Below are 20,948 nucleotides of genomic sequence, written 5' to 3'. Positions count from 1 at the left end.
CAGGTCAGCCGGCGTCGAGGATCCGGCGTCGGCTCACCACGCCGACCGGCTGGTCGGCGTCGTCGACCACCCGGGCGTGCTCCGCGCCGCTGACCAGCAACCGGGCCAGCGCGTCGTAGAGCGAGGTACCCAGGGCGAGGGTGGGCAGCCCGGCCGGATCCGGAGCCCTCGGGTCGTCGTCGAGCAGTTCGCGGCTCACCGGGGTGACCGCGAGCCGGCGGATCGCCCGGTCGGCGCCGACGAACTCGGTCACGAACGGGGACGCCGGCCCGCCGAGCAGTTCGGCCGGTGCCGCATACTGCTCAAGCCGGCCGCCTTCGGACAGTACGGCGATCCGGTCGCCCAGCCGTACCGCCTCGTCCAGATCGTGGGTGACCAGCACGATCGTCTTGCGTACCTCGGCCTGCAGGCGGAGAAACTCCTCCTGCAGCCGGCCGCGGGCGATCGGGTCGACCGCGGAGAACGGCTCATCCATCAGCAGGACGACCGGGTCGGCGGCCAGTGCCCGGGCGACGCCGACCCGCTGGCGTTGCCCGCCGGACAGTTCGTGCGGGTAGCGCTTGCCGTACCGGCCCGGTTCCAGCCCGACCAGGTCGAGAAGTTCGTCGGCGCGGCGCCGGATCCGGTCCCGCTGCCAGCCGAGCAGCCGGGGGACCGTGCCGACGTTGGCCCGGATCGTCTGGTGCGGGAAGAGCCCCACGTGCTGGATCACGTATCCGATCCGGCGGCGCAGCCGCACCGGGTCGACCTGGGTGACGTCCTCGTCGCCGAGCATGATCCGCCCGGTCGTCGGCTCGATCAGCCTGTTGATCATCCGGAGCACGGTGGACTTGCCGCAGCCGGACGGGCCGATCAACACCACCAACTGGCCGGCGGGGATCTCCAGGGAAAGGCTCTGTACGGCGCGTGTCCCGTCCGGGAACTGCTTGCCGATGTCGGTCAAGGTGATCGCCGCCGCTCCGTCGGCGTCGGTGTCCCGCACGGTACCGTCCACCTGTGTCCTTCCACCTGCTCGCCGACCGGGCTGATCCGGGTAACCCGTGGTTCTCCGGTCAGTACGTACGGGACAACTGGTCGACGATCGTCGCCGCGTTGACCGAACACGTCACCCTGACGGTACAGGCGGTGCTGATCGCCGCGCTGCTGGCGGTGCCGCTGGCGGTGGTCGCGTACTGGTTCCGGTCGCTGACCGGGCCGATCCTCGCCCTCACCGGCGTGCTCTACACCATCCCGTCGCTGGCGTTGCTGGCCTTCATCGCGCCCTACGTCGGCGCGACCAATCCCGCGTCGGTGCTGATCGCCCTGGTGCTGTACGCGCTGCTGCTGGTCGTGCGCAACTCGCTGGCCGGGCTGAGCCAGGTGCCGGCGGCGACCATCGAGGCCGCCGACGGGATGGGGTACGGCCGGTTCGGTCGACTGCTGCGCATCGAACTGCCGTTGGCGCTGCCCGGCATCATGACCGGCTTGCGGCTGGCCACGGTCTCCACAGTCGCGCTGGTCACCATCGGCTCGCTGATCGGCTATGGCGGCCTCGGCGACCTGATCTTCAGCGGCTTCCGGAACAACTTCTACAAAGCCCAGATCCTCACCGGTACGCTGCTGAGCGTGGCGCTGGCCCTGCTGCTCGACCTGCTCTTGGCGGGTGCCGGACGGCTGCTGACGCCCTGGGCCCGGCGGGTCGCCCCGTGAGCCGGCAGAGTGTGGCGGCGAACCCGGTCGAGCAGGCGGTGACCTGGCTCAACGACCCACTCAACTGGACCAACCCCGGTGGTGTGCTGGACCGCCTCGGTGAGCACCTGACCATCTCGGCCGCCGCGGTCGCGGTCGGCTGCCTGGTGGCCTGGCCGGTCGGACTGTGGCTCGGGCACACCGGCCGGGGCGGCGGCCTGGTGGTGCTGGTGTCGAACCTGACGCTGGCGGTGCCGACCATCGCCCTGCTGTCCATTCTGCCGCTGACCTTCCTGGGCTTCGGCAAGCCGCCGGTGATCCTGGCGTTGGCGGTGTTCGCCGTACCACCGCTGCTGGCCAACGCGTTCACCGGGATCCGGCAGGTCGATCCGCAGGTGCGGGAGGCGGCTCGGGGGATGGGACTGTCCGGCTGGCAGGTGCTGCGCCGGGTCGAGTTGCCGCTCGCGGTGCCGTACCTGGCGGCCGGGTTCCGGACCGCGGCGGTGCAGGTGGTGGCGACGGCGGCGCTGGCGGCGTTCGTCAACGGCGGAGGTCTCGGGCAGATCATCAGTGCGGGCTTCGGACTGGGCATCTCGATCGGCGGCGGCCAGATCCTCGCCGGCGGTCTGTTGGTGGCGACCTTGGCGCTGGTCACTGAAGGGTTGCTGGCGGTGCTCGAACGGGCGTTCACTCCGCGGCCGCTGCGCCGGACCGGCCGGCGGGCGAACGAGCAGACCAGCGCGGTCGGCTCGGGTTGAGTACGTCGCTTTCCGTTCGGGCCGGATGACGATCCGGTGACAACCGATCTTCATCTGTTGTCGGACCCAACGGTGAGGATGTTCGGTAGAGGGAACGGGTGACGGCATGCCGGCACGGGCCGGGGCCCCGTCGCGGCTGCCGTGCTGCCCGCAGCACGCTCGCGCGGGCATGTGCCGCGCCCGTCGGACACGCGGCCGGCCCGATGGGGGCGCGCCGGGACACAGGAGGCGGGCAATCATGCATGCACGGACACGTATCGCCCTGAGCGCGGTCGGCGCGCTCACCGCGGCGGGTTTCCTCGCCGCATGTGGCGAGGCGGGGTCATCCGGCACCGAGGCGCCGGATGCCGGCGCGTCCGGTGCCGGCTGCGCACCGGTAGCCGGCGACCAGCTGGTGGTGCTGACTGACGACAAGAAGCTGCAGAACACCGACAACATCGTGCCGGCGGTCAACGCCGACGCGGCATCGCCGCAGGTCATCGCCGCCCTGAACAGGGTGTCGGCAGCGTTGGACACCGAGAAGCTGATCGGGCTCAACCGGGCGGTCGACGTCGACCGTCAGACGCCGCAGGCCGCGGCCGAGGAGTTCGCCGCCGCCGAGGGCCTGACCGACGGTATCGAGACCGGACCGGGCGGTGAGTTGATCGTCGGCGCGGCCAACTTCAGTGAAAGCGAGACCTTGGGCGAGTTGTACCGGATCGTGCTGACGGCGGCGGGCTACGACGTCACCGTGCAGCAGATCGGCAACCGTGAGCTGTACGAGCCGGCGCTGGAGACCGGGGAGATCCAGGTGGTGCCGGAGTACGCGGCCACCATGGCGGACTTCATCAACAACAAGGTCGCGGGGGAGAACGCGCCGGCGATCTCGTCGCCGGACCTGGACGAGACGATGACCGGGCTCCGCGAGGTCGGCGAGCAGGTCGGCATCGTCTTCGGCGAGGCGTCTGCGGCACAGGACCAGAACGCGTTCGCGGTGACCAGTGCCTTCGCCGACGAGTACGGCGTCAGTACGCTTTCCGACCTGGCGGAGAAATGCTCCGGTACGGCGACCGTCCTGGGCGGTCCGCCGGAGTGCCCGCAGCGTCCCAAGTGCCAGGAAGGGCTGGTCGAGGTGTACGACTTCCGGGCCGGGGAGTTCAGCTCGCTTGACGCCGGTGGGCCGCAGACCAAGACCGCGTTGACCACCGGCGAGATCAGTGTCGGTCTGGTGTTCTCGTCGGACGGAGCGTTGGCGACCGGCTGATTTCGTGGCTGGCGCGGACTGTCGCCGGCCACCCGGGCTGTGGAGCCTACCTTCTCGGACAGCAGGCGGTACCCGTTCCGTTGATCTGTAGATGTCGGTAGGCTCCACAGCCATGTCCGCTCCCGAGGCCGAAGAGGAGCCGCGCCGCACGGTTCCGCTCAAGTGGCTTACCTGGGGTGGCCTGGGCTTGGCGCCGCTGGCTGCGCTTTTGCTGCTGCTTGGCGACGGCGACGGCTCGTTGCGACTGGCGATGGTGATCGCTATCGCGTCCGTGGTGTTGATCGGATTGTCAATCACATTGCGTGGCGGCGTGGAAACTATGCGCGCCGACATGGAGGATGCGCTCGTCGAGGAGATGGACGTGCTCCGCGAGGACGTGCGCAACGACATTTCCACCGCCGTCCGGGCGACGCACCGCGCCTTCGGCGAGAAGATGCAGGCGGTTCAGGACGACGTCGAGGCGCTTCGTGGTCAACTGGACGGGACTCGCGCCGAGATCGCCCGCAGTGATCCGGCCCGGGCACAGCCGGGCGGTGACCGCGCCGGCTACGACCGGTTCGATCAGGCCGCTCCGGCGTCCGCCGTACCGGCGGCGGTGCCGGCCTCCGGCCCGACCGGGGCTGCCGGCTACGGAGGCGAGTACAACGGCGGCCAGTACGGCTCCGCAGGTCAGTACGGCTCGGGCGGCCAGGCCGGCCGGGCCTCGGTCCCGGCGGTCAGCGGCACCGTGCTGCCCCGCCAGCAGGGGCCGAACGGCGCCGTCCGGCAGCCGGAGACCGTCCAGGTGAGCACCCGGCAGGTCGTCGACCCGCGGGCCGACGACGAGCCCGCCGGCACGGTGTACGGCGGGACCCGTTCCGGCGGCCGGGGTGGCGAGTCCATCGACGGTGAGTGGTCCGCTCCGGCGGCCCGTGGGCGGCGTTCCGCCGAGCCGGACGAGGAGTCGTGGACCGAACGCCGGCTGCGCGACCAGCCGGAGGAGCGCTGGTCGTGGAGTGGCGACCGGGACGACAGCGCCGAGCAACGGTACGGCGACCGACCCGTCGACCGGTGGGACGTCGGGCGGGCCGACGGCTTCAGCACCGGGTCGCCGGCCGAGCGGTGGCCACCGGCCCGTGAGGACGACTACCCACCGGCCCGGTCCGGGGCCGGCACCCGTAACGGCCGGTACCCGCAGGACCGGGGCGACCTGCTGGGGTCGGGCGGTGATCGGGTCGCGGACGAGCCGGCGTGGCGGGACGCCCGGTGGGACCAACGGATGGCCGACCCGCCGTCGGACGGACCAGGGGTCAGCGGGACCGGCCGGCGTGCGGCGCTGCCGGCGTTGCCGGCCGGCAGTGGCGGCGAGTCGCCCCCGGCATGGTCGTCGCCGGCCCACGATCCCCTCGACGACGAGCCGGTCCGGCGCAGCCGTCGGTACCGGGACGAGGAGGACGACGTCGGTCGCCGGTTCCGCGACGACGACCCGCCGCGCCGGTTCCGCGACGACGACCCGCCCCGCCGGTACCGGGACGAAGAACCCGCGGAACCGGGCCGGCGCTACCGCGACGACACGTCCGGCCGGCGCTACCGCGACGACGAGCCGCCCCGCCGGTACGCGGAGGAGGGCACCGCCGGCCGCCGGTACCGTGACTACGACGATGAGCCGGCTCGGCGCTACCGCGACTACGACGACGGCGCCCCGGGCCGGCGCTACCGGGACCCGGACGACGGTGGCCGGCGGTACCGCGACGACGACGGCCGTGGCCGCTTCCGTGACGACGCCGACTACCCCGACGACCGCCGCTGGCGGTAGACCGGCGTCACTTGTCGATGTCGCCGACCACGAAGAACATCGAGCCGAGGATCGCCACCAGATCCGGCACCAGGCTGCCGGGGATCAGCGTCGCCAACGCCTGCACATTGGCGTAGGAGGCGGTCCGCAGCTTGAGCCGCCACGGGGTCTTCTCCCCGCGGGAGACCAGGTAGTAGCCGTTGACTCCGAGCGGGTTCTCGGTCCACGCGTAGGTGTGGCCCTCGGGTGCCTTGACCACCTTCGGCAGCCGTACGTTGACCGGCCCGCTCAACTGGTCGACCCGGTCCAGACAGCGGCGGGCCAGGTCGAGCGAGGCGTACACCTGGTCGAGCAGCACCTCGAACCGGGCGTGGCAGTCGCCGGCCCGGCGGGTGACCACCGGCACGTCCAGTTCACCGTAGGCGAGGTACGGCTCGTCGCGGCGCAGGTCCAGGTCCAGCCCGCTGGCCCGGGCGACCGGCCCGGAGGCACCGAACGCGGCGGCCGTCGCCGCGTCGAGCACCCCGACCCCGACCGTACGGGCGAGGAAGATCTCGTTGCGCCGGATCAGCCGGTCCAGGTCGGGCATCCTGGCCTCGACCTGGCCGATCGCTTCCCGGGCCCGGCTGGTCCAGCCGGCCGGCACCTCCTCCTTGAGGCCGCCCACCCGGTTGAACATGTAGTGCATCCGGCCGCCGGAGACCTCCTCCAGCACGGCCTGCAGCGTCTCCCGCTCCCGGAACGAGTAGAACACCGGGGTGAGCGCGCCGATCTCCAGTGGATACGAGCCGAGGAACATCAGGTGGTTGAGCACCCGGTTCAGTTCGGCCAGCGCGGTCCGCAGCCAGGTGGCCCGCTGTGGCACCTCGATGCCCATCATCCGTTCGACGGCGAGCGCCACCCCCAGCTCGTTGGCGAACGCGGACAGCCAGTCGTGCCGGTTGGCCAGCATGATGATCTGCCGGTAGTCGCGGACCTCGAACAGCTTCTCGGCGCCGCGGTGCATGTAGCCGATCACCGGCTCGCAGGAGACCACCCGCTCGCCGTCGAGGACCAGCTTGAGCCGGAGTACGCCGTGCGTGGACGGGTGCTGTGGGCCGATGTTGAGCACCATGTCGGCGGTGTCCAGCCCGGCGCCGGTGCCGACGGTCAGCTGGCGGAGTCCGTCGGCCGACCCGGCCGGGGGCGGCGAACCGGTGTCGGTGTCCATGCCGGCCATCGTCGCACGCCGGCTCCCCGCCACACGGTCGGCGGGGATCCCGGTTTCGGACCAGCAGGGGATCCCGGTTTCGGACCAGCAGGGGATCCGGGTTTCAGACCAGCAGGGATTCGGCGTCGACGGCCAGCCCGACGGGTTGGACCAGCCACCAGTGCCCGCCGAGGCCGTCCGGGTCGGTGAGTTCGGCGGCGGTGCTGGCGGCGGCCAGCGCGGCCAGATAGCCACGCGGGTCGGTGCCGGCCAGCGCCAGCGGCGGTCGGCGGCCGTGCACCCCGAGTCGGTGCAGCGCGTCCCGCTGCCGGCACAGCAGGTGGCCGGCCCCGCCAACGACCGCCGATCCGGCGGCGGCGACCGCGTCGATCGCCACGTGCGCGGTGAGGTCGCAGGAGCCGTCGGGGACCGGGGCCACCGTACGGCCGGCCCGGAAACCGGTCAGGGTGCCGGTGACCGGGCGGTCGGCGTACCGGTGGCCGTAGTCGACTGTCACGGCGACGCCCCGGCGCAGGGTACGTACCGCCGCGGCCCAGGCCTCGTCGCGGGGGCGACCGATCTCAGCCTGCGCCCCGTCCGGCAGCGGCGGCCACCAGCGGGCCAGCCAGGCGGAGTCGGCGGCGCCGAGTTCCCGGCCGGGGTGCTGCCGGCCGGTTGCCGGGTCGACCAGCAGACAGCGGAGCCGGTCACCGTCGCGGACGGCCAGATCGAGCGGTACGTTGTCCAGCCACTCGGTGGCGACGAGCAGCCCGGTGGTTCCCGTCGGCGGCGCGGTCCGCCAGGCGACCGGTTCGGGCAGGCCGGCCGGTCGGGGCGCCGGGTCGACGCCGGTCAACCGGATCCGGTCGGCAAGCGTCCCGGGCGGGTCGGCAAGCAGCCGGTGTACGGCGTCGAGCAGTTCACCGCCGCCGGCTCCGACGTCGACCAGGTCGACCGGGTCCGGGTGGTCGAGGAGGCGGTCGACCCGGCGCAGCAGCCGCAGCACCGCCCGGGCGAACGGCGTACCGGTCTGGGCGCTGGTCGAAAAGTGCGCGGCGGGCACCGGGGTGCCGCCGGTCACATAGAAGCCCTCCGGTCCGTACAGCGCGGTGGAGATGGCGTCCCGCCAGGTCAGCACCCGGCCACCCTAGATCAGCGGGTGAAGGTTTTCACACACCGTTGTTTCCGGTCCGTTGCCTCGGCGCATACTGGCATCGACCGGTACCCCCGTTCGAGGACTGGATCACATCATGAGCGCATCGGCGCGCCCGGCGGCGGCGGACGTTTCCGCTGCCCGGGTTACCGACCCTGCTGTCGGGGTCGTGGGCGCCGGCCGGGTAGGCGCGGTGCTCGCCGCTGCCCTGACCGCCGCCGGCCATCGAATCACCGCGGTCTCCGGTGCCGGCCCGGCCAGCCGGGACCGGATCCGCCGGCTGTTGCCCGGCGTCCAGCCCTGGCCGGTGGCCGAGGTCGCCGACGCCGCCGAGCTGCTGATCCTCGCGGTGCCCGACGACGTGCTGCCGACCGTGGTGGCCGACCTGGTGGCGGCCGGCGTACTGCGGCCCGGCCAGGTCGTGGCACACACCTCGGGAGCGCACGGTCTCGCCGTGCTGGCCCCGGCCGCGGTGGTCGGCGCCGCCCCGCTGGCGCTGCACCCGGCGATGACCTTCACCGGCGAGCGCGGCGACCTGGACAGGCTGCCCGGGATCAGCTACGGAGTTACCGCCGACCGGCCGCTGCGGCCGCTGGCCACCCGCTTGGTGGCGGCGCTGGGCGGCACCGTCGAGTGGGTCGCCGAGATGGACCGGCCGCTCTACCACGCCGCCCTGGCGCACGGCGCGAACCACCTGGTCACCCTGGTCAACGAGGCCAGCGACCGGCTGCGCGACGCCGGGGTCGCCGACCCCGGCCGGGTGCTCGCACCGCTGCTGCGCGCCGCCTTGGACAACGCCCTGGCGCGCGGCGACGCCGCGCTGACCGGGCCGGTGTCGCGCGGCGACGCCGGCACCGTCGCCCGGCACCTGGACCGGCTGGCTGACACCGCCGCGGAGAGCCTGCCCGGCTATCTGGCGTTGGCCCGGCGTACCGCGGACCGGGCGATCGCCGCCGGCCGGCTGCCGGCGGCCGCTGCGGTGCCGCTGCTCGACGTGCTGGCCGGCCGGGAGCCGGTCGCCACGTCGGGCCGGCGTCGGGAGCCGGTCCGATGAGCACGGCCGGTCCGATGAGTGCGATGAGCCCGGCCTCGACCGCGCCGACCACCTCGACCGCGCCGACCGCACCGGCCGGGCTGCAAGTGGCGTGGACCCGCGCCGAGCTCGCCGCGCTGCGGGCCGGCTGGTCCGGCTCGGTGGCGGTGGTGATGACGATGGGTGCCCTGCACGACGGGCACGACGCCCTGCTGCGCGCGGCGGCGGCCCGCGCCGACCACGTGATCGCCACGATCTTCGTCAACCCGCTGCAGTTCGGGCCGACCGAGGACTTCGACCGGTACCCGCGCACCATCGACGACGACCTGGCGGTCTGCCGGCGGGCCGGGGTCCGGGCGGTCTTTGCGCCGGCCCGGGCCGAGGTCTACCCGGACGGCGAGCCGCAGGTCAGAGTCGACCCGGGGCCGATCGGGGAGATCCTGGAGGGGGCGAGCCGGCCGGGCTTCTTCCACGGGGTGCTGACCGTGGTGCTGAAGTTGCTCCAGATCACCCGGCCCGACCTGGCCTTCTTCGGGGAGAAGGACTACCAGCAGCTGACCCTGGTCCGGCGGTTGGTGCGCGACTTTGACCTGCCAGTGGCCATCGTCGGAGTGCCGACCGTCCGGGAGTCGGACGGGCTGGCCCGGTCCAGCCGTAACCGCTACCTGTCGCCCCAGCAGCGGCAGGTGGCGCTGGGGCTGGCCGGGGCACTGCGGGCCGGCGTGGACGCGGCGACGGCGGGCGTCTCCGCCGACGAGGTGCTGGCCGCCGGCCGGGCTGCCTTCGACCAGCACACCGGTGGCGCCGCCGAGCTCGACTACCTGGCGCTGACCGATCCCGAGCTGGGGCCGGCGGTGCCCGGTCCGGCCCGGCTGCTGATCGCCGCCCGGGTCGGTGACACCCGATTGATCGACAACACCCCGGTGGAGCTGGCCGGCTCCCGATCGGAAGGATCCTGATGCTGCGCACCATGCTCAAATCCAAGATCCACCGGGCCACGGTGACCCAGGCCGATCTGCACTACGTCGGCTCGGTCACCATCGACGCCGACCTGCTGGACGCGGCCGACCTGCTGCCCGGCGAGCAGGTGGCGATCGTCGACGTGACCAACGGCGCCCGGCTGGAGACGTACGTCATCGAGGGGGCCCGGGGCAGTGGGGTGATCGGCATCAACGGGGCCGCCGCTCACCTGGTGCACCCCGGTGACCTGGTGATCCTGATCGCGTACGGGCAGTTCACCGACGCCGAGGCCCGCGCCTGTCAGCCCCGGGTGGTGCACGTTGACGCCGCCAACCGGGTGATCCAGCTCGATGCCGACCCGGCCGGGGCACCCGCCGGTGTGGTGGGCGACCCGGTCCGTGGCGACACCGCCGCCGGCTGGCCGGTGGTTGCCGGCAGGCCTTAGCGTGGTGACGGTTGTCGACCGCAAGCCGGGCGGTGACCGTACGGTCACTCAAAGGTGTCGTATGCTCGGCGGTCCGGACCGCCAGCCAGCCCGTGGGAGGGACTCGATGCGCCGATGGACCGCCGCTTTCGCGGTCGGTGGAGCGCTTGTGCTCGGCCTGACCGGGTGCGGCCTGCCCGCCGGGGTGGACGGCGAGCTCACCAACAGTTGGCAGCCGATCCCCGAGCCGAGCCCGTTCGTGCCGCCGGCCGAGGTCTGCCATCCGGGGGACTTCGCGGAGACCGCCTACCTGTCGTCGTACAGCCCGGTCGACTGCTCGGCCCCGCACCGGGTGGAGACGGTGCATGTCGGCACGTTCGGCGCTGAGGCTGCGGAGGCGACCGCGCCGCCGGCGCAGGGCTCGCCCGAAATCCGTGTCGCGTACGCCGAGTGCGACTCCGCGACCAGCGAGTACGTCGGTGCCGACTGGCGGCTCGGCCGGCTCTGGGTGGGGGTGGCGGTGCCGTCCCCGGCCGCCTGGGAAGGTGGTGCCCGCTGGTTCCGCTGCGACGTCACCGAGGTGACCAACGTGGAGGACAACGGTGGGACGGCGTCGCGCACCGCGAGCCTGCGCGACGAGCTGGCTGAGCCATCGCCGCTGCATCTGACCTGCTACGCGGTCCGTAACGACGACAACGGCGCGATCGACACCATGCCGGCCGAGGAGTGCGACGAGCCGCACAACGCGGAGTTCGCCGGGGTCTGGCAGGCACCGGACATCGAGTATCCGACCCGGGACCGGGACTGGAACCAGTTCCACACCGAGTGCCGCAAGGTGATCGGCCGGTACGCGGATGTGCCACTCGACGGCAACCTGCAGTTCCGTACCGGGGTGATCTCGCTGCCGGGCGGTGCCGCCGAGTGGGCGGCCGGCAACCGGGGCGTCCGCTGCTACCTGTGGCTCGACGAACGCAACGTCGAGCGGTCGCTCAAGGACGTCGGCACCGAGGGCCTGCCCATCCAGTACGAGTAGTGGCCGGCCTCGTGACGGCCGCCGCCGGGTGCCCGGACGGGTGTACCGGCCCACATCCGCCGGCCCCGGCGGCCCGCTGCCAGGGCCGGCGCGGTTGACTCTGCCCATGCGACTGCGTATCCCGGCCCTGCCCGAGCTGCCCGGTCAGCTCGCCGCGCCGGATCCCGGCTGGGCGGAGACCACCGACGTGGTGGTCGTCGGCTCCGGCATCGCCGGCCTGACCGCCGCGCTCTACCTGCGGGAAGCCGGGCTGCACGTCACCGTCGTGACGAAGGTCAACATCGACGACGGGTCGACCCGGTGGGCACAGGGTGGGATCGCCGCCGTGCTGGACCCGCTGGACACCCCGGCCGCGCACGCGCAGGACACCGAGACCGCCGGGGTCGGGCTGTGCGATCCGGACGCGGTCCGGGTGCTCGTCGAGGAGGGGCCGGCCAGGATCCGGGAGCTGATCCGGGTCGGTGCCGAGTTCGACCGGGACGCCGACGGTGTGCTGCTGCTCACCCGGGAAGGTGGTCACCGGGCCAACCGGATCGTGCATGCCGGCGGCGACGCCACCGGCGCCGAGGTGCAGCGGGCGTTGCACGCCGCGGTCCGTCGGGACCCCTGGATCCGGCTGGTCGAGCACGCTCTGGTCGTCGACCTGCTGCGTGCCGCACCGGACGCCGACGGGGAGCCGGCCCGGGCCTGCGGAGTCACTCTGCACGTGCTCGGCGAGGGCTCGCCGGACGGGGTGGGCGCGATCCTGGCCCGCGCCGTGGTGCTGGCCACCGGCGGGATGGGGCAGATCTTCGCAACCACTACCAATCCGGCGGTCTCCACCGGCGACGGTGTGGCGCTGGCGCTGCGAGCCGGCGCGGCAGTGGCGGACCTGGAGTTCGTCCAGTTCCATCCGACGGCCCTGGTGGTGCCGGGTGTCACTGGCGGCAGCGGCCAGCAACCGCTGGTGTCCGAGGCGCTGCGCGGCGAGGGCGCGCTGCTGCTCGACCCCGACGGCAAGCGGTTCATGCTCGGCCAGCACGAGCTCGCCGAGTTGGCCCCACGCGACGTGGTCGCCAAGGGCATCCACCGGGTGATGTCGGCGGTCGACGTCGACCACGTACAGCTCGACGCCCGGCATCTGGGCGGTGAGTTCCTGGCCCGGCGTTTCCCGACGATTGTGGCGTCCTGCCGGGCCATCGGGATCGACCCCGCCGAGGAGCTGATCCCGGTGGCACCGGCCGCCCACTACGCGTCCGGCGGCGTCCGCACCGATCTGCACGGCCGCACCACCATCCCCGGCCTGTACGCCTGCGGCGAGGTGGCCTGCACCGGTGTGCACGGTGCCAACCGGCTGGCCAGCAACTCGCTGCTGGAGGGCCTGGTCTTCGCCCGGCGGATCGCCCGGGACGTCACCCGCGACCTGCCGCCGCAGCTGGAGCCGGCCGGTACCGGCCGGGCGACCGATCGGGCCGACGGCTGGTTGTTGCCGGCCGAGGCCCGGCAGCCGCTGCAGCGGGCGATGAGCCGGGGCGCCGGAGTGCTGCGTTCCGCCACGACGCTGGACGGCGCCGCCGTCGAGCTGCGCCGGCTCGCCGGTGGCCGGGGCACGCCGGGCACCGCCGGATGGGAGGCGACTAACCTGGTCACCGTCGCCACCGCGCTGGTGGCGGCGGCGTACGCCCGGCAGGAGACCCGGGGTTGTCACTGGCGCGACGATTTCCCGTCGGCGGCCGAGGGCTGGCTGGGGCATCTGGTCAGCGCGCTCGGCCCGGTCGGGCAGCCCACTCTCACCTGGGAGCCGTCATGCGTAGCGAGGTGACCGTCGCCGCGTCGCTGGCCTGCGGTCTGGACCCGGAGGTGGTCCACCGGGTGGTGGCGACCGCGCTGGCCGAGGATCTCGGCCCGGACCGGCTGGACGTCACGTCGGCGGCCACCATCGATCCGGGGCAGCTCGGCACCGCCGAACTGGTGGCCCGCTCCGCCGGGGTGGTGGCCGGGTTGCCGCTGGTCGCCGCTGTCTTCGCGGCGGTCCCGTCGCCGACCGCCGACCCTGCCGGCTCGGTCGGCGGTGCCGGCTCTGCCGATGGTGCCGGCTCTGCCGGCCCGGTCGAGGTGCGGCTGCACCGCGCCGACGGTGACCGGGTGCCGGCCGGTACGGTGCTGGCCACGCTGACCGGCCCGGTCCGGACCCTGCTCACCGGCGAGCGGACCGCGCTCAACCTGATCAGCCGGCTCTCCGGGGTGGCCACCCATACCCGGGCCTGGACGGACGCCCTCGCCGGGTCGAAGGCGACCGTGCTGGACACCCGCAAGACCACCCCCGGGCTGCGGCTGCTGGAGAAGTACGCGGTGCGGGTCGGCGGCGGCGGCAACAAGCGGATGGGTCTGTACGACGTGGCGATGGTCAAGGACAACCACAAGCTGGCCGCCGGCGGGGTGGGTGCCGCGTACCGCCGGGTGCGCGAGGCCTTCCCCGGCGTACCGGTGGAGGTCGAGGTGACCACGTTGGCCGAGGCGGTCGAGGCGGTCGAGGCCGGGGCGACGTTCCTGCTCTGCGACAACATGCCGGCGGAGCTGCTGAGCGCGGTCGTCGCCGAGGTGGGTGACCGGGTCGAGGTGGAGGCCACCGGCGGACTGACCCTGGCCAACGCGGCCCGGTACGCGCGGACCGGGGTGGACTACCTGTCGGTCGGGGCGTTGACCCACTCCTCGCCGATCATGGACATCGCGCTGGATCTGCGACCGGCCGGTGTCAGCGCGTCGGCTGGTGCCGACCGGCCCGCCGGTTGACCGTCGAGGGGACGACATGCTGCTCTGCATCGACATCGGTAACACCAACACGGTGCTGGCCACGTTCAACGGGGACAAGCTGGTGCACTCGTGGCGGATCAAGACCGACGCCCGGTCAACCGCCGACGAGCTCGGCCTGATGTTCCGCGGGCTGCTCGCCGGGGATGCTGTGGAACTCACCGGGGTGGCCGCCTGCTCGACCGTACCGGCGGCGCTGCGCTCGCTGCGGACCATGCTCGGCCGCTACTACGGCGACATTCCCAGCGTGATCGTGGAGCCCGGGGTGCGGACCGGGGTGCAGCTGGCGATCGACAACCCCAAGGAGGTCGGATCGGACCGGGTGGTCAACACCCTCGCCGCGCACACCTTGTACGGTGGCCCGTCGATCGTCGTCGACTTCGGCACCACCACCAACTTCGACGTGATCAGCGCCCGGGGTGAGTTCCTCGGCGGGGCGTTCGCTCCCGGCATCGAGATATCCTTCGACGCGTTGTCGGCCCGCGCCGCCCAGCTGCGCAAGGTCGAGCCGACCCGGCCCCGGTCGGTGATTGGCAAGAACACCGTAGAGTGCCTGCAGTCCGGCATGTACTTCGGTTTCGCCGGCCAGGTGGACCGCATCGTGGAGCGGATGGCGGCGGAGTTGGGGCAGCTCAGCGCAGTTATCGCGACGGGCGGACTGGCCCCGGTGGTGATCGGTGAGTGCCGCACCATCACCCACCACGAACCGATGATCACCCTTATCGGCCTGCGGATGGTGTACGAGCGGAACACCTGATCCCCACTGCGGCCTTGTCAGCTGCGTCACGGAACCCTGGTTGAGTACGCTCGTGGCCGGACCGTGACCACGAGGTCGCACCGTTGTCCGTACCCCCTGTGTTGAGGATGCCCGCCGTGACCGAGCACGTGACCGTACCCGACGATTCCGCAGCGGATCTGCCCGAGCAGATGCGGGTGCGCCGGGAGAAGCGGGACCGGCTGCTGGCCCAGGGCGCGGAGCCCTATCCGGTCGGTTTCCCCCGGACCACGTCTCTGGCGCAGTTGCGGCAGCGCTTCGGCGACCTGCCGATCGACACCGCCACCGGCGAACAGGCGGCGGTCACCGGCCGGGTGATCTTTGTGCGGAACACCGGCAAGCTCTGTTTCGCGACGCTGCGTGAGGGTGATGGCACCGAGTTGCAGGTGATGCTGTCCCGGGATCGGGTCGGTGCCGAGCGGCTGGAGGACTGGAAGCGGCTGGTCGACATCGGCGACCACGTGGGGGTGGCCGGCGAGGTGATCACCAGCCGTCGGGGTGAGCTCTCGGTGCTCGCCGACTCGTGGCAGATGACCGCCAAGGCGCTGCGTCCGCTGCCGGTGGCGCACAAGCCGTTGAGTGAGGAGGCCCGGGTCCGGCAGCGGTACGTCGACCTGATCGTCCGTCCGGAGGCGCGTCGGACCGTGCGAACCCGGGCGACGGTGCTGCGTACCCTGCGCGACTCCTTCCACCAGCGGGGGTTCACCGAGGTGGAGACGCCGATGCTGCAGGTGCTGCACGGGGGCGCAGCGGCCCGGCCGTTCGTCACGCACAGCAACGCTCTTGATGTCGATCTGTATCTGCGAATCGCTCCCGAGCTATTCCTCAAGCGCTGCGTGGTCGGCGGCATCGACCGGGTGTTCGAGATCAACCGGAACTTCCGCAATGAGGGGGTTGACTCTTCGCACTCGCCTGAGTTCGCCATGTTGGAGACCTACGAGGCGTACGGGGACTACGACACCATGGCGCGGCTGACCCGGGATCTGGTACAGGAGTGCGCCAGCGCGATCAGTGGGTCACATGTGGTGATCCACGCCGACGGGTCGGAGTTCGACCTTGGTGGCCAGTGGCGTACGGTGACTCTGTACGGAGTGTTGTCAGAAGCTCTCGGTGAGGAAGTCACTGTACGGACCGACCGAGCGCAGTTGCTACGTTACGCCGAGAAGTTCGATGTCGCCGTGGACCCGAAGTGGGGTCCGGGCAAGCTGGCGGAGGAACTCTTCGAGGAATTGGTCGTGCCGACTCTGCTCCAGCCGACCTTCGTGCGGGACTACCCGGTGGAGACCAGCCCGCTGACCCGGGCGCACCGCGTCGAGCAGGGGTTGGCCGAGAAGTGGGACCTCTATGTGCGCGGCGTCGAGCTGGCCACCGCGTACAGCGAGCTGGTCGACCCTGTGGTGCAGCGGGAGCGACTGGTGGCCCAGGCGCGGCTGGCCGCCGGTGGTGACCCGGAGGCGATGCGCCTCGACGAGGACTTCCTCCGGGCCATGGAGTACGGAATGCCGCCGGCCGGGGGCATGGGAATGGGAATCGACCGGTTGCTCATGGCCCTGACCGGCCTGGGTATTCGCGAAACCATCCTCTTCCCTCTGGTCCGTCCGGAGTAGTCGGCCAGATTTTTTTCGGGGAGTTTGCGCGTCCTATTGACGGCTGGCGCATCTTTCGGGCTATTGTGCTCCTGATTGCGGGAGAACGTGCTCGGAAGGACAACGGCCTGTGGCCAAGCAGATCATTCACAAGCTGGTCGACGATCTGGACGGCGGCGACGCCGACGAGACCGTCAAGTTCGCCCTCGACGGCGTCCAGTACGAGATCGACCTCTCGGAGAAGAACGCGGACAAATTGCGGCAGGTTTTCGCTCCGTACGTGGCTGCCGGTACCAAGATCGGCCGCGGTGGCGTGGTCGTGGGTGGTCGGGCCGCGCGGGGTCGGGGCGGTGCCGCCGCCGACCGTGAGCAGAACCGGGCGATCCGGGCCTGGGCGAAGAAGGAAGGCAAGGAGATCTCCGACCGCGGGCGCATCCCGCAGGAGATCGTGGACGAGTACCACGCCAAAGCCGGGCGCTGATCGTCCCAGGCGTGCCGGTCCCGGCCAGCCCTCGTCGGCCAGTCGGAGCCAGTGACACGAGGTACGGATGTCTCATCCGTACCTCGTGTCCGTTTCTGGGGTCTGGCGGTTGCAGCGCGATCCTGCCGGGGGCCGGCCGGTCTACTGCTCCGGCCAGAGCGTGGCGGGTTGTCCACAGCCTGTGCACCGGTTGTCCACAGGCCTGTGGACAACCGGTGGGGCGGTGGCGGTACGGACGGCGCGTTCCGGTTGGCCGATGCCGCGCCCGGTCACCGGACCGAGCGGATTTCGCTCACCGCGTAGCGCCGGAGCCTCGGGGAACAGCCAACGACCCGGCACAGTTGGGGTAAACGTTGCGGATCGCCCCTGCTCCGGCCCGACACGGCAGGAGCGGAGTCGGCCCACGGCGATAGAGTGATGGCACGAGCTTCCGCCTGGAGGCTCGTGCGCTGGCCCGCCAAGACCACTGGCGCACGGCACGTGAGGAGCACGAGGGCATGTTCGAGCGGTTCACCGACCGAGCGCGACGGGTTGTCGTCCTGGCTCAGGAAGAAGCCCGGATGCTCAACCACAACTACATCGGCACGGAGCACATCCTGCTCGGCCTCATCCACGAGGGTGAGGGCGTGGCGGCGAAGGCCCTGGAGAGCCTGGGCATCTCGCTGGAAGGTGTGCGTCAACAGGTCGAGGAGATCATCGGCCAGGGCCAGCAGGCGCCGAGCGGGCACATCCCGTTCACGCCGCGGGCCAAGAAGGTGTTGGAGCTGTCGCTGCGGGAGGCGCTGCAGCTCGGCCACAACTACATCGGCACGGAGCACATCCTGCTCGGCCTGATCCGTGAGGGCGAGGGCGTCGCGGCCCAGGTGCTGGTCAAGCTCGGCGCCGACCTCAACCGGGTGCGCCAGCAGGTGATCCAGCTGCTGTCGGGCTACCAGGGCAAGGAGCCGGCGGCCGCCGGCGCCGCAGCGGGCGAAGCCGCCCCGTCGACCAGTCTGGTGCTGGACCAGTTCGGCCGTAACCTGACCCAGGCGGCCCGGGAGGGCAAGCTCGACCCGGTCATCGGCCGGGAGAAGGAGATCGAGCGGGTCATGCAGGTGCTGTCCCGCCGGACCAAGAACAACCCGGTGCTGATCGGCGAGCCCGGCGTCGGCAAGACGGCCGTGGTGGAGGGCCTGTCCCAGAAGATCATCAAGGGCGAGGTGCCCGAGACGCTGAAGGACAAGCAGCTCTACACTCTCGACCTCGGTGCGCTGGTCGCCGGCTCCCGCTACCGCGGTGACTTCGAGGAGCGCCTGAAGAAGGTGCTCAAGGAGATCCGCACCCGGGGCGACATCATCCTGTTCATCGACGAGATCCACACCCTGGTCGGCGCGGGTGCGGCCGAGGGTGCGATCGACGCGGCGAGCATCCTCAAGCCGATGCTGGCCCGAGGCGAGCTGCAGACCATCGGGGCGACCACCCTCGACGAGTACCGCAAGCACCTGGAGAAGGACGCCGCGCTGGAGCGTCGGTTCCAGCCGATCCAGGTCGGCGAGCCGTCGCTGGCCCACACCATCGAGATCCTCAAGGGCCTGCGCGACCGCTACGAGGCGCACCACCGGGTGAGCATCACCGACGCCGCCCTGGTGGCCGCCGCGACGCTGGCCGACCGGTACATCTCCGACCGGTTCCTGCCGGACAAGGCGATCGACCTGATCGACGAGGCCGGCGCCCGGATGCGGATCCGTCGGATGACCGCGCCGCCGGACCTGCGTGACTTCGACGAGCGGATCGCCCAGGTGCGTCGCGACAAGGAGTCCGCGATCGACGCGCAGGACTTCGAGCGGGCCGCGCAGCTGCGGGACAAGGAGAAGCAGCTGCTCGGGCAGAAGGCGCAGCGGGAGAAGGAGTGGAAGGCCGGCGACCTCGACGTGGTCAGCGAGGTCGACGACGAGCAGATCGCCGAGGTGCTCGGCAACTGGACCGGCATCCCGGTCTACAAGCTGACCGAGGAGGAGACCTCCCGACTGCTGCGCATGGAGGACGAGCTGCACAAGCGGGTCGTCGGCCAGTCCGACGCGGTCAAGGCGGTCTCGAAGGCGATCCGGCGGACCCGGGCCGGCCTGAAGGACCCGAAGCGGCCGTCCGGCTCGTTCATCTTCGCCGGCCCGTCCGGTGTCGGTAAGACTGAGCTGTCGAAGGCGCTCGCCGAGTTCCTGTTCGGCAGCGAGGACGCGCTGATCCAGCTGGACATGTCCGAGTTCCACGACCGGTACACGGTGTCCCGGCTGGTCGGTGCCCCGCCCGGGTACGTCGGCTACGACGAGGGCGGGCAGCTGACCGAGAAGGTGCGGCGTCGGCCGTTCTCGGTGGTGCTGTTCGACGAGATCGAGAAGGCCCACCCGGACGTGTTCAACACGCTGCTGCAGATCCTGGAGGACGGGCGGCTCACCGATGGTCAGGGGCGGATCGTCGACTTCAAGAACACGGTGATCATCCTGACCACGAACCTGGGCACCCGGGACGTGGCGAAGGCGGTGTCGCTGGGCTTCCAGGCGTCGGAGGACTCCGACTCGAACTACGACCGGATGAAGCAGAAGGTCAACGACGAGCTGAAGCAGCACTTCCGGCCGGAGTTCCTCAACCGGATCGACGACACCATCGTGTTCCACCAGCTGAACCCGACCGAGATCCTGTCGATCGTGGACATCATGATCTCCCGGATCGAGACCCAGCTGCGGAACAAGGACATGAGCATGGAGCTCACCGACAACGCCAAGAAGTACCTGGCGAACAAGGGCTTCGACCCGGTGCTGGGGGCTCGGCCGCTGCGTCGCACCATCCAGCGCGACATCGAGGACAACCTGTCGGAGCGGATCCTGTTCAACGAGCTCAAGCCGGGTCAGATCGTGGTCATCGACTGCGAGGGCGACCCGGACGACATCGACAAGTCCAAGCTCGTTTTCCAAGGCGCTGACCGTCCGGTCGCCGTACCGGATGCGGTTCCCGCCGACCTCGGCGGTGCCACGGCGGCCGGCGCGGACGAGTAGGACCGGTAGCCGACTGTCAGTGCGGCGCCGACGGTGAAAGCCGTCGGCGCCGCACTGCGTCTACGGCCTCGGCCGTCAGCCCGGAAGCCCGGAGAGCCGACAGCCCGGCGTCAGCTCGGAGGCCGTCAGCCCTGACCGGCCAGCGTGTACCCGATCGGCGGCGCGCCGTCGTCGGCCACCGGCTCCACCAGGCCGTCCTCGATCAGACTGGCCAGTGCCCGACGGCGCTGCAGATCGTCGCCCCACACCACGTCCAGCCGCTGCTGCGGCACCGGCCCGGTCGCCTCCCGCAGCACCGCCAGCAGCAGGCCACGGACCTGCCGGTCGGTGCCGGCGTACCGCTGCGATCGGCGGCTCGGCCCGCTCGCCGCCGGCCGGCCGGCGGCCCGCCAGGCGCAGCGGCCGGCCACCGGACACACCCCGCAGCGTGGTGTCCGGGCCACGCAGACCACCGCTCCCAACTCCATGAACGCGGCGCTGGCGCGGGCTGCCCGGGCCGGCTCGGCCGGCAGCAACGCGGCGGTGGCAACGAGATCGGCCGGGCGGGTCGCCGGCCCGGCGTCGGCCGCCCCGTCGACCGCCCGTGCCACGAACCGCCGGACGTTGGTGTCCACCACCGGATGCCGCTGACCGTAGGCGAACGCGGCGACCGCTCGGGCGGTGTAGGTGCCGACTCCCGGCAGCGCCAGCAACTCGTCCAGACCGGTCGGCACCTTGCCGTCGTACCGCTCGGTCAGCACCGTGGCGCACTCATGCAGCCGCAACGCGCGACGCGGGTAGCCGAGCCGGTTCCACATCCGGATCGCTTCGGCCGGTGAGTCGGCGGCCAGCGCCGCCGGGTCCGGCCACCGGTCCAACCAGGCGTGCCACGCCGGCAGTACCCGGACCACCGGGGTCTGCTGCAGCATCACCTCGCTTACCAGGATTGCCCAGGCACCGACCCCCGGCTCCCGCCAGGGCAGGTCACGGGCGTTGCGGTCGAACCATTCGATCGCCGTGTCGGCGAAACTCACGTCACGCATGGCGCCGCCGATCCTGCCATGCCGTGGCTG

Annotated in this window: 18 protein-coding genes; 14 read left to right on the top strand and 4 right to left on the bottom strand. The window is 71.7% G+C overall.

Annotated features, from left to right (window positions below; translation table 11 throughout):
- Positions 1 to 4 precede the first annotated feature (4 nt).
- Positions 5 to 994, bottom strand: coding sequence for an ABC transporter ATP-binding protein (locus tag O7543_RS17710; protein ID WP_281552805.1), 990 nt, complete (start codon positions 992 to 994; stop codon positions 5 to 7).
- Between the two features lie 2 nt (positions 995 to 996).
- On the opposite strand from O7543_RS17710, the gene O7543_RS17705 reads away from it, so the two are divergent.
- From O7543_RS17705 to O7543_RS17690, 4 genes are all read left to right on the top strand, one after another.
- Complete coding sequence (locus O7543_RS17705) at positions 997 to 1,689, top strand: ABC transporter permease (RefSeq protein WP_281552806.1); 693 nt, start codon at positions 997 to 999, stop codon at positions 1,687 to 1,689.
- Positions 1,686 to 2,426 (top strand): ABC transporter permease, encoded by a 741-nt coding sequence (locus tag O7543_RS17700; protein ID WP_281552807.1) that lies wholly within the window; start codon positions 1,686 to 1,688, stop codon positions 2,424 to 2,426. The genes O7543_RS17705 and O7543_RS17700 overlap by 4 nt, the downstream gene beginning before the upstream one ends.
- Positions 2,427 to 2,595: 169 nt before the next feature.
- Positions 2,596 to 3,669 (top strand): glycine betaine ABC transporter substrate-binding protein, encoded by a 1,074-nt coding sequence (locus tag O7543_RS17695; protein ID WP_348650021.1) that lies wholly within the window; start codon positions 2,596 to 2,598, stop codon positions 3,667 to 3,669.
- Between the two features lie 112 nt (positions 3,670 to 3,781).
- The gene (locus O7543_RS17690) at positions 3,782 to 5,464 is read left to right on the top strand and encodes a hypothetical protein (protein ID WP_281552809.1); all 1,683 of its coding nucleotides are present in this window, start codon (positions 3,782 to 3,784) and stop codon (positions 5,462 to 5,464) included.
- 7 nt (positions 5,465 to 5,471) lie between these two features.
- Here O7543_RS17690 and O7543_RS17685 read toward each other — a convergent pair whose 3' ends face one another.
- Positions 5,472 to 6,653, bottom strand: a complete 1,182-nt coding sequence (locus O7543_RS17685; protein ID WP_281552810.1) for an NADH-quinone oxidoreductase subunit D — start codon at positions 6,651 to 6,653, stop codon at positions 5,472 to 5,474.
- A gap of 103 nt (positions 6,654 to 6,756) precedes the next feature.
- Complete coding sequence (locus O7543_RS17680; protein ID WP_281555806.1) at positions 6,757 to 7,767, bottom strand: SAM-dependent methyltransferase; 1,011 nt, start codon at positions 7,765 to 7,767, stop codon at positions 6,757 to 6,759.
- A 115-nt stretch (positions 7,768 to 7,882) separates the two neighbouring features.
- Here O7543_RS17680 and O7543_RS17675 point away from each other — a divergent pair, with 115 nt between their 5' ends.
- The 10 genes from O7543_RS17675 (at position 7,883) to O7543_RS17630 (ending at position 19,896) form a co-directional block, all read left to right on the top strand.
- Positions 7,883 to 8,839: a Rossmann-like and DUF2520 domain-containing protein gene (locus O7543_RS17675; protein WP_281552811.1), complete on the top strand. Its 957-nt coding sequence runs from the start codon at positions 7,883 to 7,885 to the stop codon at positions 8,837 to 8,839.
- 23 nt (positions 8,840 to 8,862) lie between these two features.
- The gene (panC, locus tag O7543_RS17670) at positions 8,863 to 9,777 is read left to right on the top strand and encodes a pantoate--beta-alanine ligase (protein WP_281555807.1); all 915 of its coding nucleotides are present in this window, start codon (positions 8,863 to 8,865) and stop codon (positions 9,775 to 9,777) included.
- Positions 9,777 to 10,223: an aspartate 1-decarboxylase gene (gene panD / locus O7543_RS17665; RefSeq protein ID WP_281552812.1), complete on the top strand. Its 447-nt coding sequence runs from the start codon at positions 9,777 to 9,779 to the stop codon at positions 10,221 to 10,223. Before panC ends, panD begins: the two co-directional genes overlap by 1 nt.
- A 106-nt stretch (positions 10,224 to 10,329) precedes the next feature.
- Complete coding sequence (locus tag O7543_RS17660; RefSeq protein WP_281552813.1) at positions 10,330 to 11,235, top strand: septum formation family protein; 906 nt, start codon at positions 10,330 to 10,332, stop codon at positions 11,233 to 11,235.
- Positions 11,236 to 11,341: 106 nt separating this feature from the next.
- A complete protein-coding gene (locus O7543_RS17655) occupies positions 11,342 to 13,036 on the top strand; it encodes an L-aspartate oxidase (protein WP_281552814.1) in 1,695 nt (564 codons plus the stop codon).
- Entirely contained in the window at positions 13,021 to 14,007 is a 987-nt protein-coding gene (gene nadC / locus O7543_RS17650; protein ID WP_281552815.1) for a carboxylating nicotinate-nucleotide diphosphorylase, read from the top strand. Before O7543_RS17655 ends, nadC begins: the two co-directional genes overlap by 16 nt.
- 16 nt (positions 14,008 to 14,023) lie before the next feature.
- Entirely contained in the window at positions 14,024 to 14,782 is a 759-nt protein-coding gene (locus O7543_RS17645; protein ID WP_281552816.1) for a type III pantothenate kinase, read from the top strand.
- A gap of 116 nt (positions 14,783 to 14,898) precedes the next feature.
- Positions 14,899 to 16,407: a lysine--tRNA ligase gene (gene lysS, locus O7543_RS17640; protein WP_281552817.1), complete on the top strand. Its 1,509-nt coding sequence runs from the start codon at positions 14,899 to 14,901 to the stop codon at positions 16,405 to 16,407.
- Positions 16,408 to 16,516: 109 nt separating this feature from the next.
- Positions 16,517 to 16,867 carry an Lsr2 family protein gene (locus O7543_RS17635; RefSeq protein WP_123603817.1) on the top strand — a complete coding sequence of 117 codons (351 nt, stop codon included), beginning with the start codon at positions 16,517 to 16,519 and terminating at the stop codon, positions 16,865 to 16,867.
- A 497-nt stretch (positions 16,868 to 17,364) separates the two neighbouring features.
- Complete coding sequence (locus O7543_RS17630; RefSeq protein ID WP_281552818.1) at positions 17,365 to 19,896, top strand: ATP-dependent Clp protease ATP-binding subunit; 2,532 nt, start codon at positions 17,365 to 17,367, stop codon at positions 19,894 to 19,896.
- Positions 19,897 to 20,021: 125 nt separating this feature from the next.
- On the opposite strand, the gene O7543_RS17625 is transcribed toward O7543_RS17630, so the two are convergent.
- The gene (locus O7543_RS17625) at positions 20,022 to 20,918 is read right to left on the bottom strand and encodes an A/G-specific adenine glycosylase (protein WP_281552819.1); all 897 of its coding nucleotides are present in this window, start codon (positions 20,916 to 20,918) and stop codon (positions 20,022 to 20,024) included.
- Between the last annotated feature and the right edge of the window lie 30 nt (positions 20,919 to 20,948).

The sequence above is a fragment of the Solwaraspora sp. WMMA2080 genome (assembly GCF_027497395.1).
Taxonomy (GTDB): domain Bacteria; phylum Actinomycetota; class Actinomycetes; order Mycobacteriales; family Micromonosporaceae; genus Micromonospora_E.
This window is presented reverse-complemented; position numbering and strand designations above follow the sequence as displayed.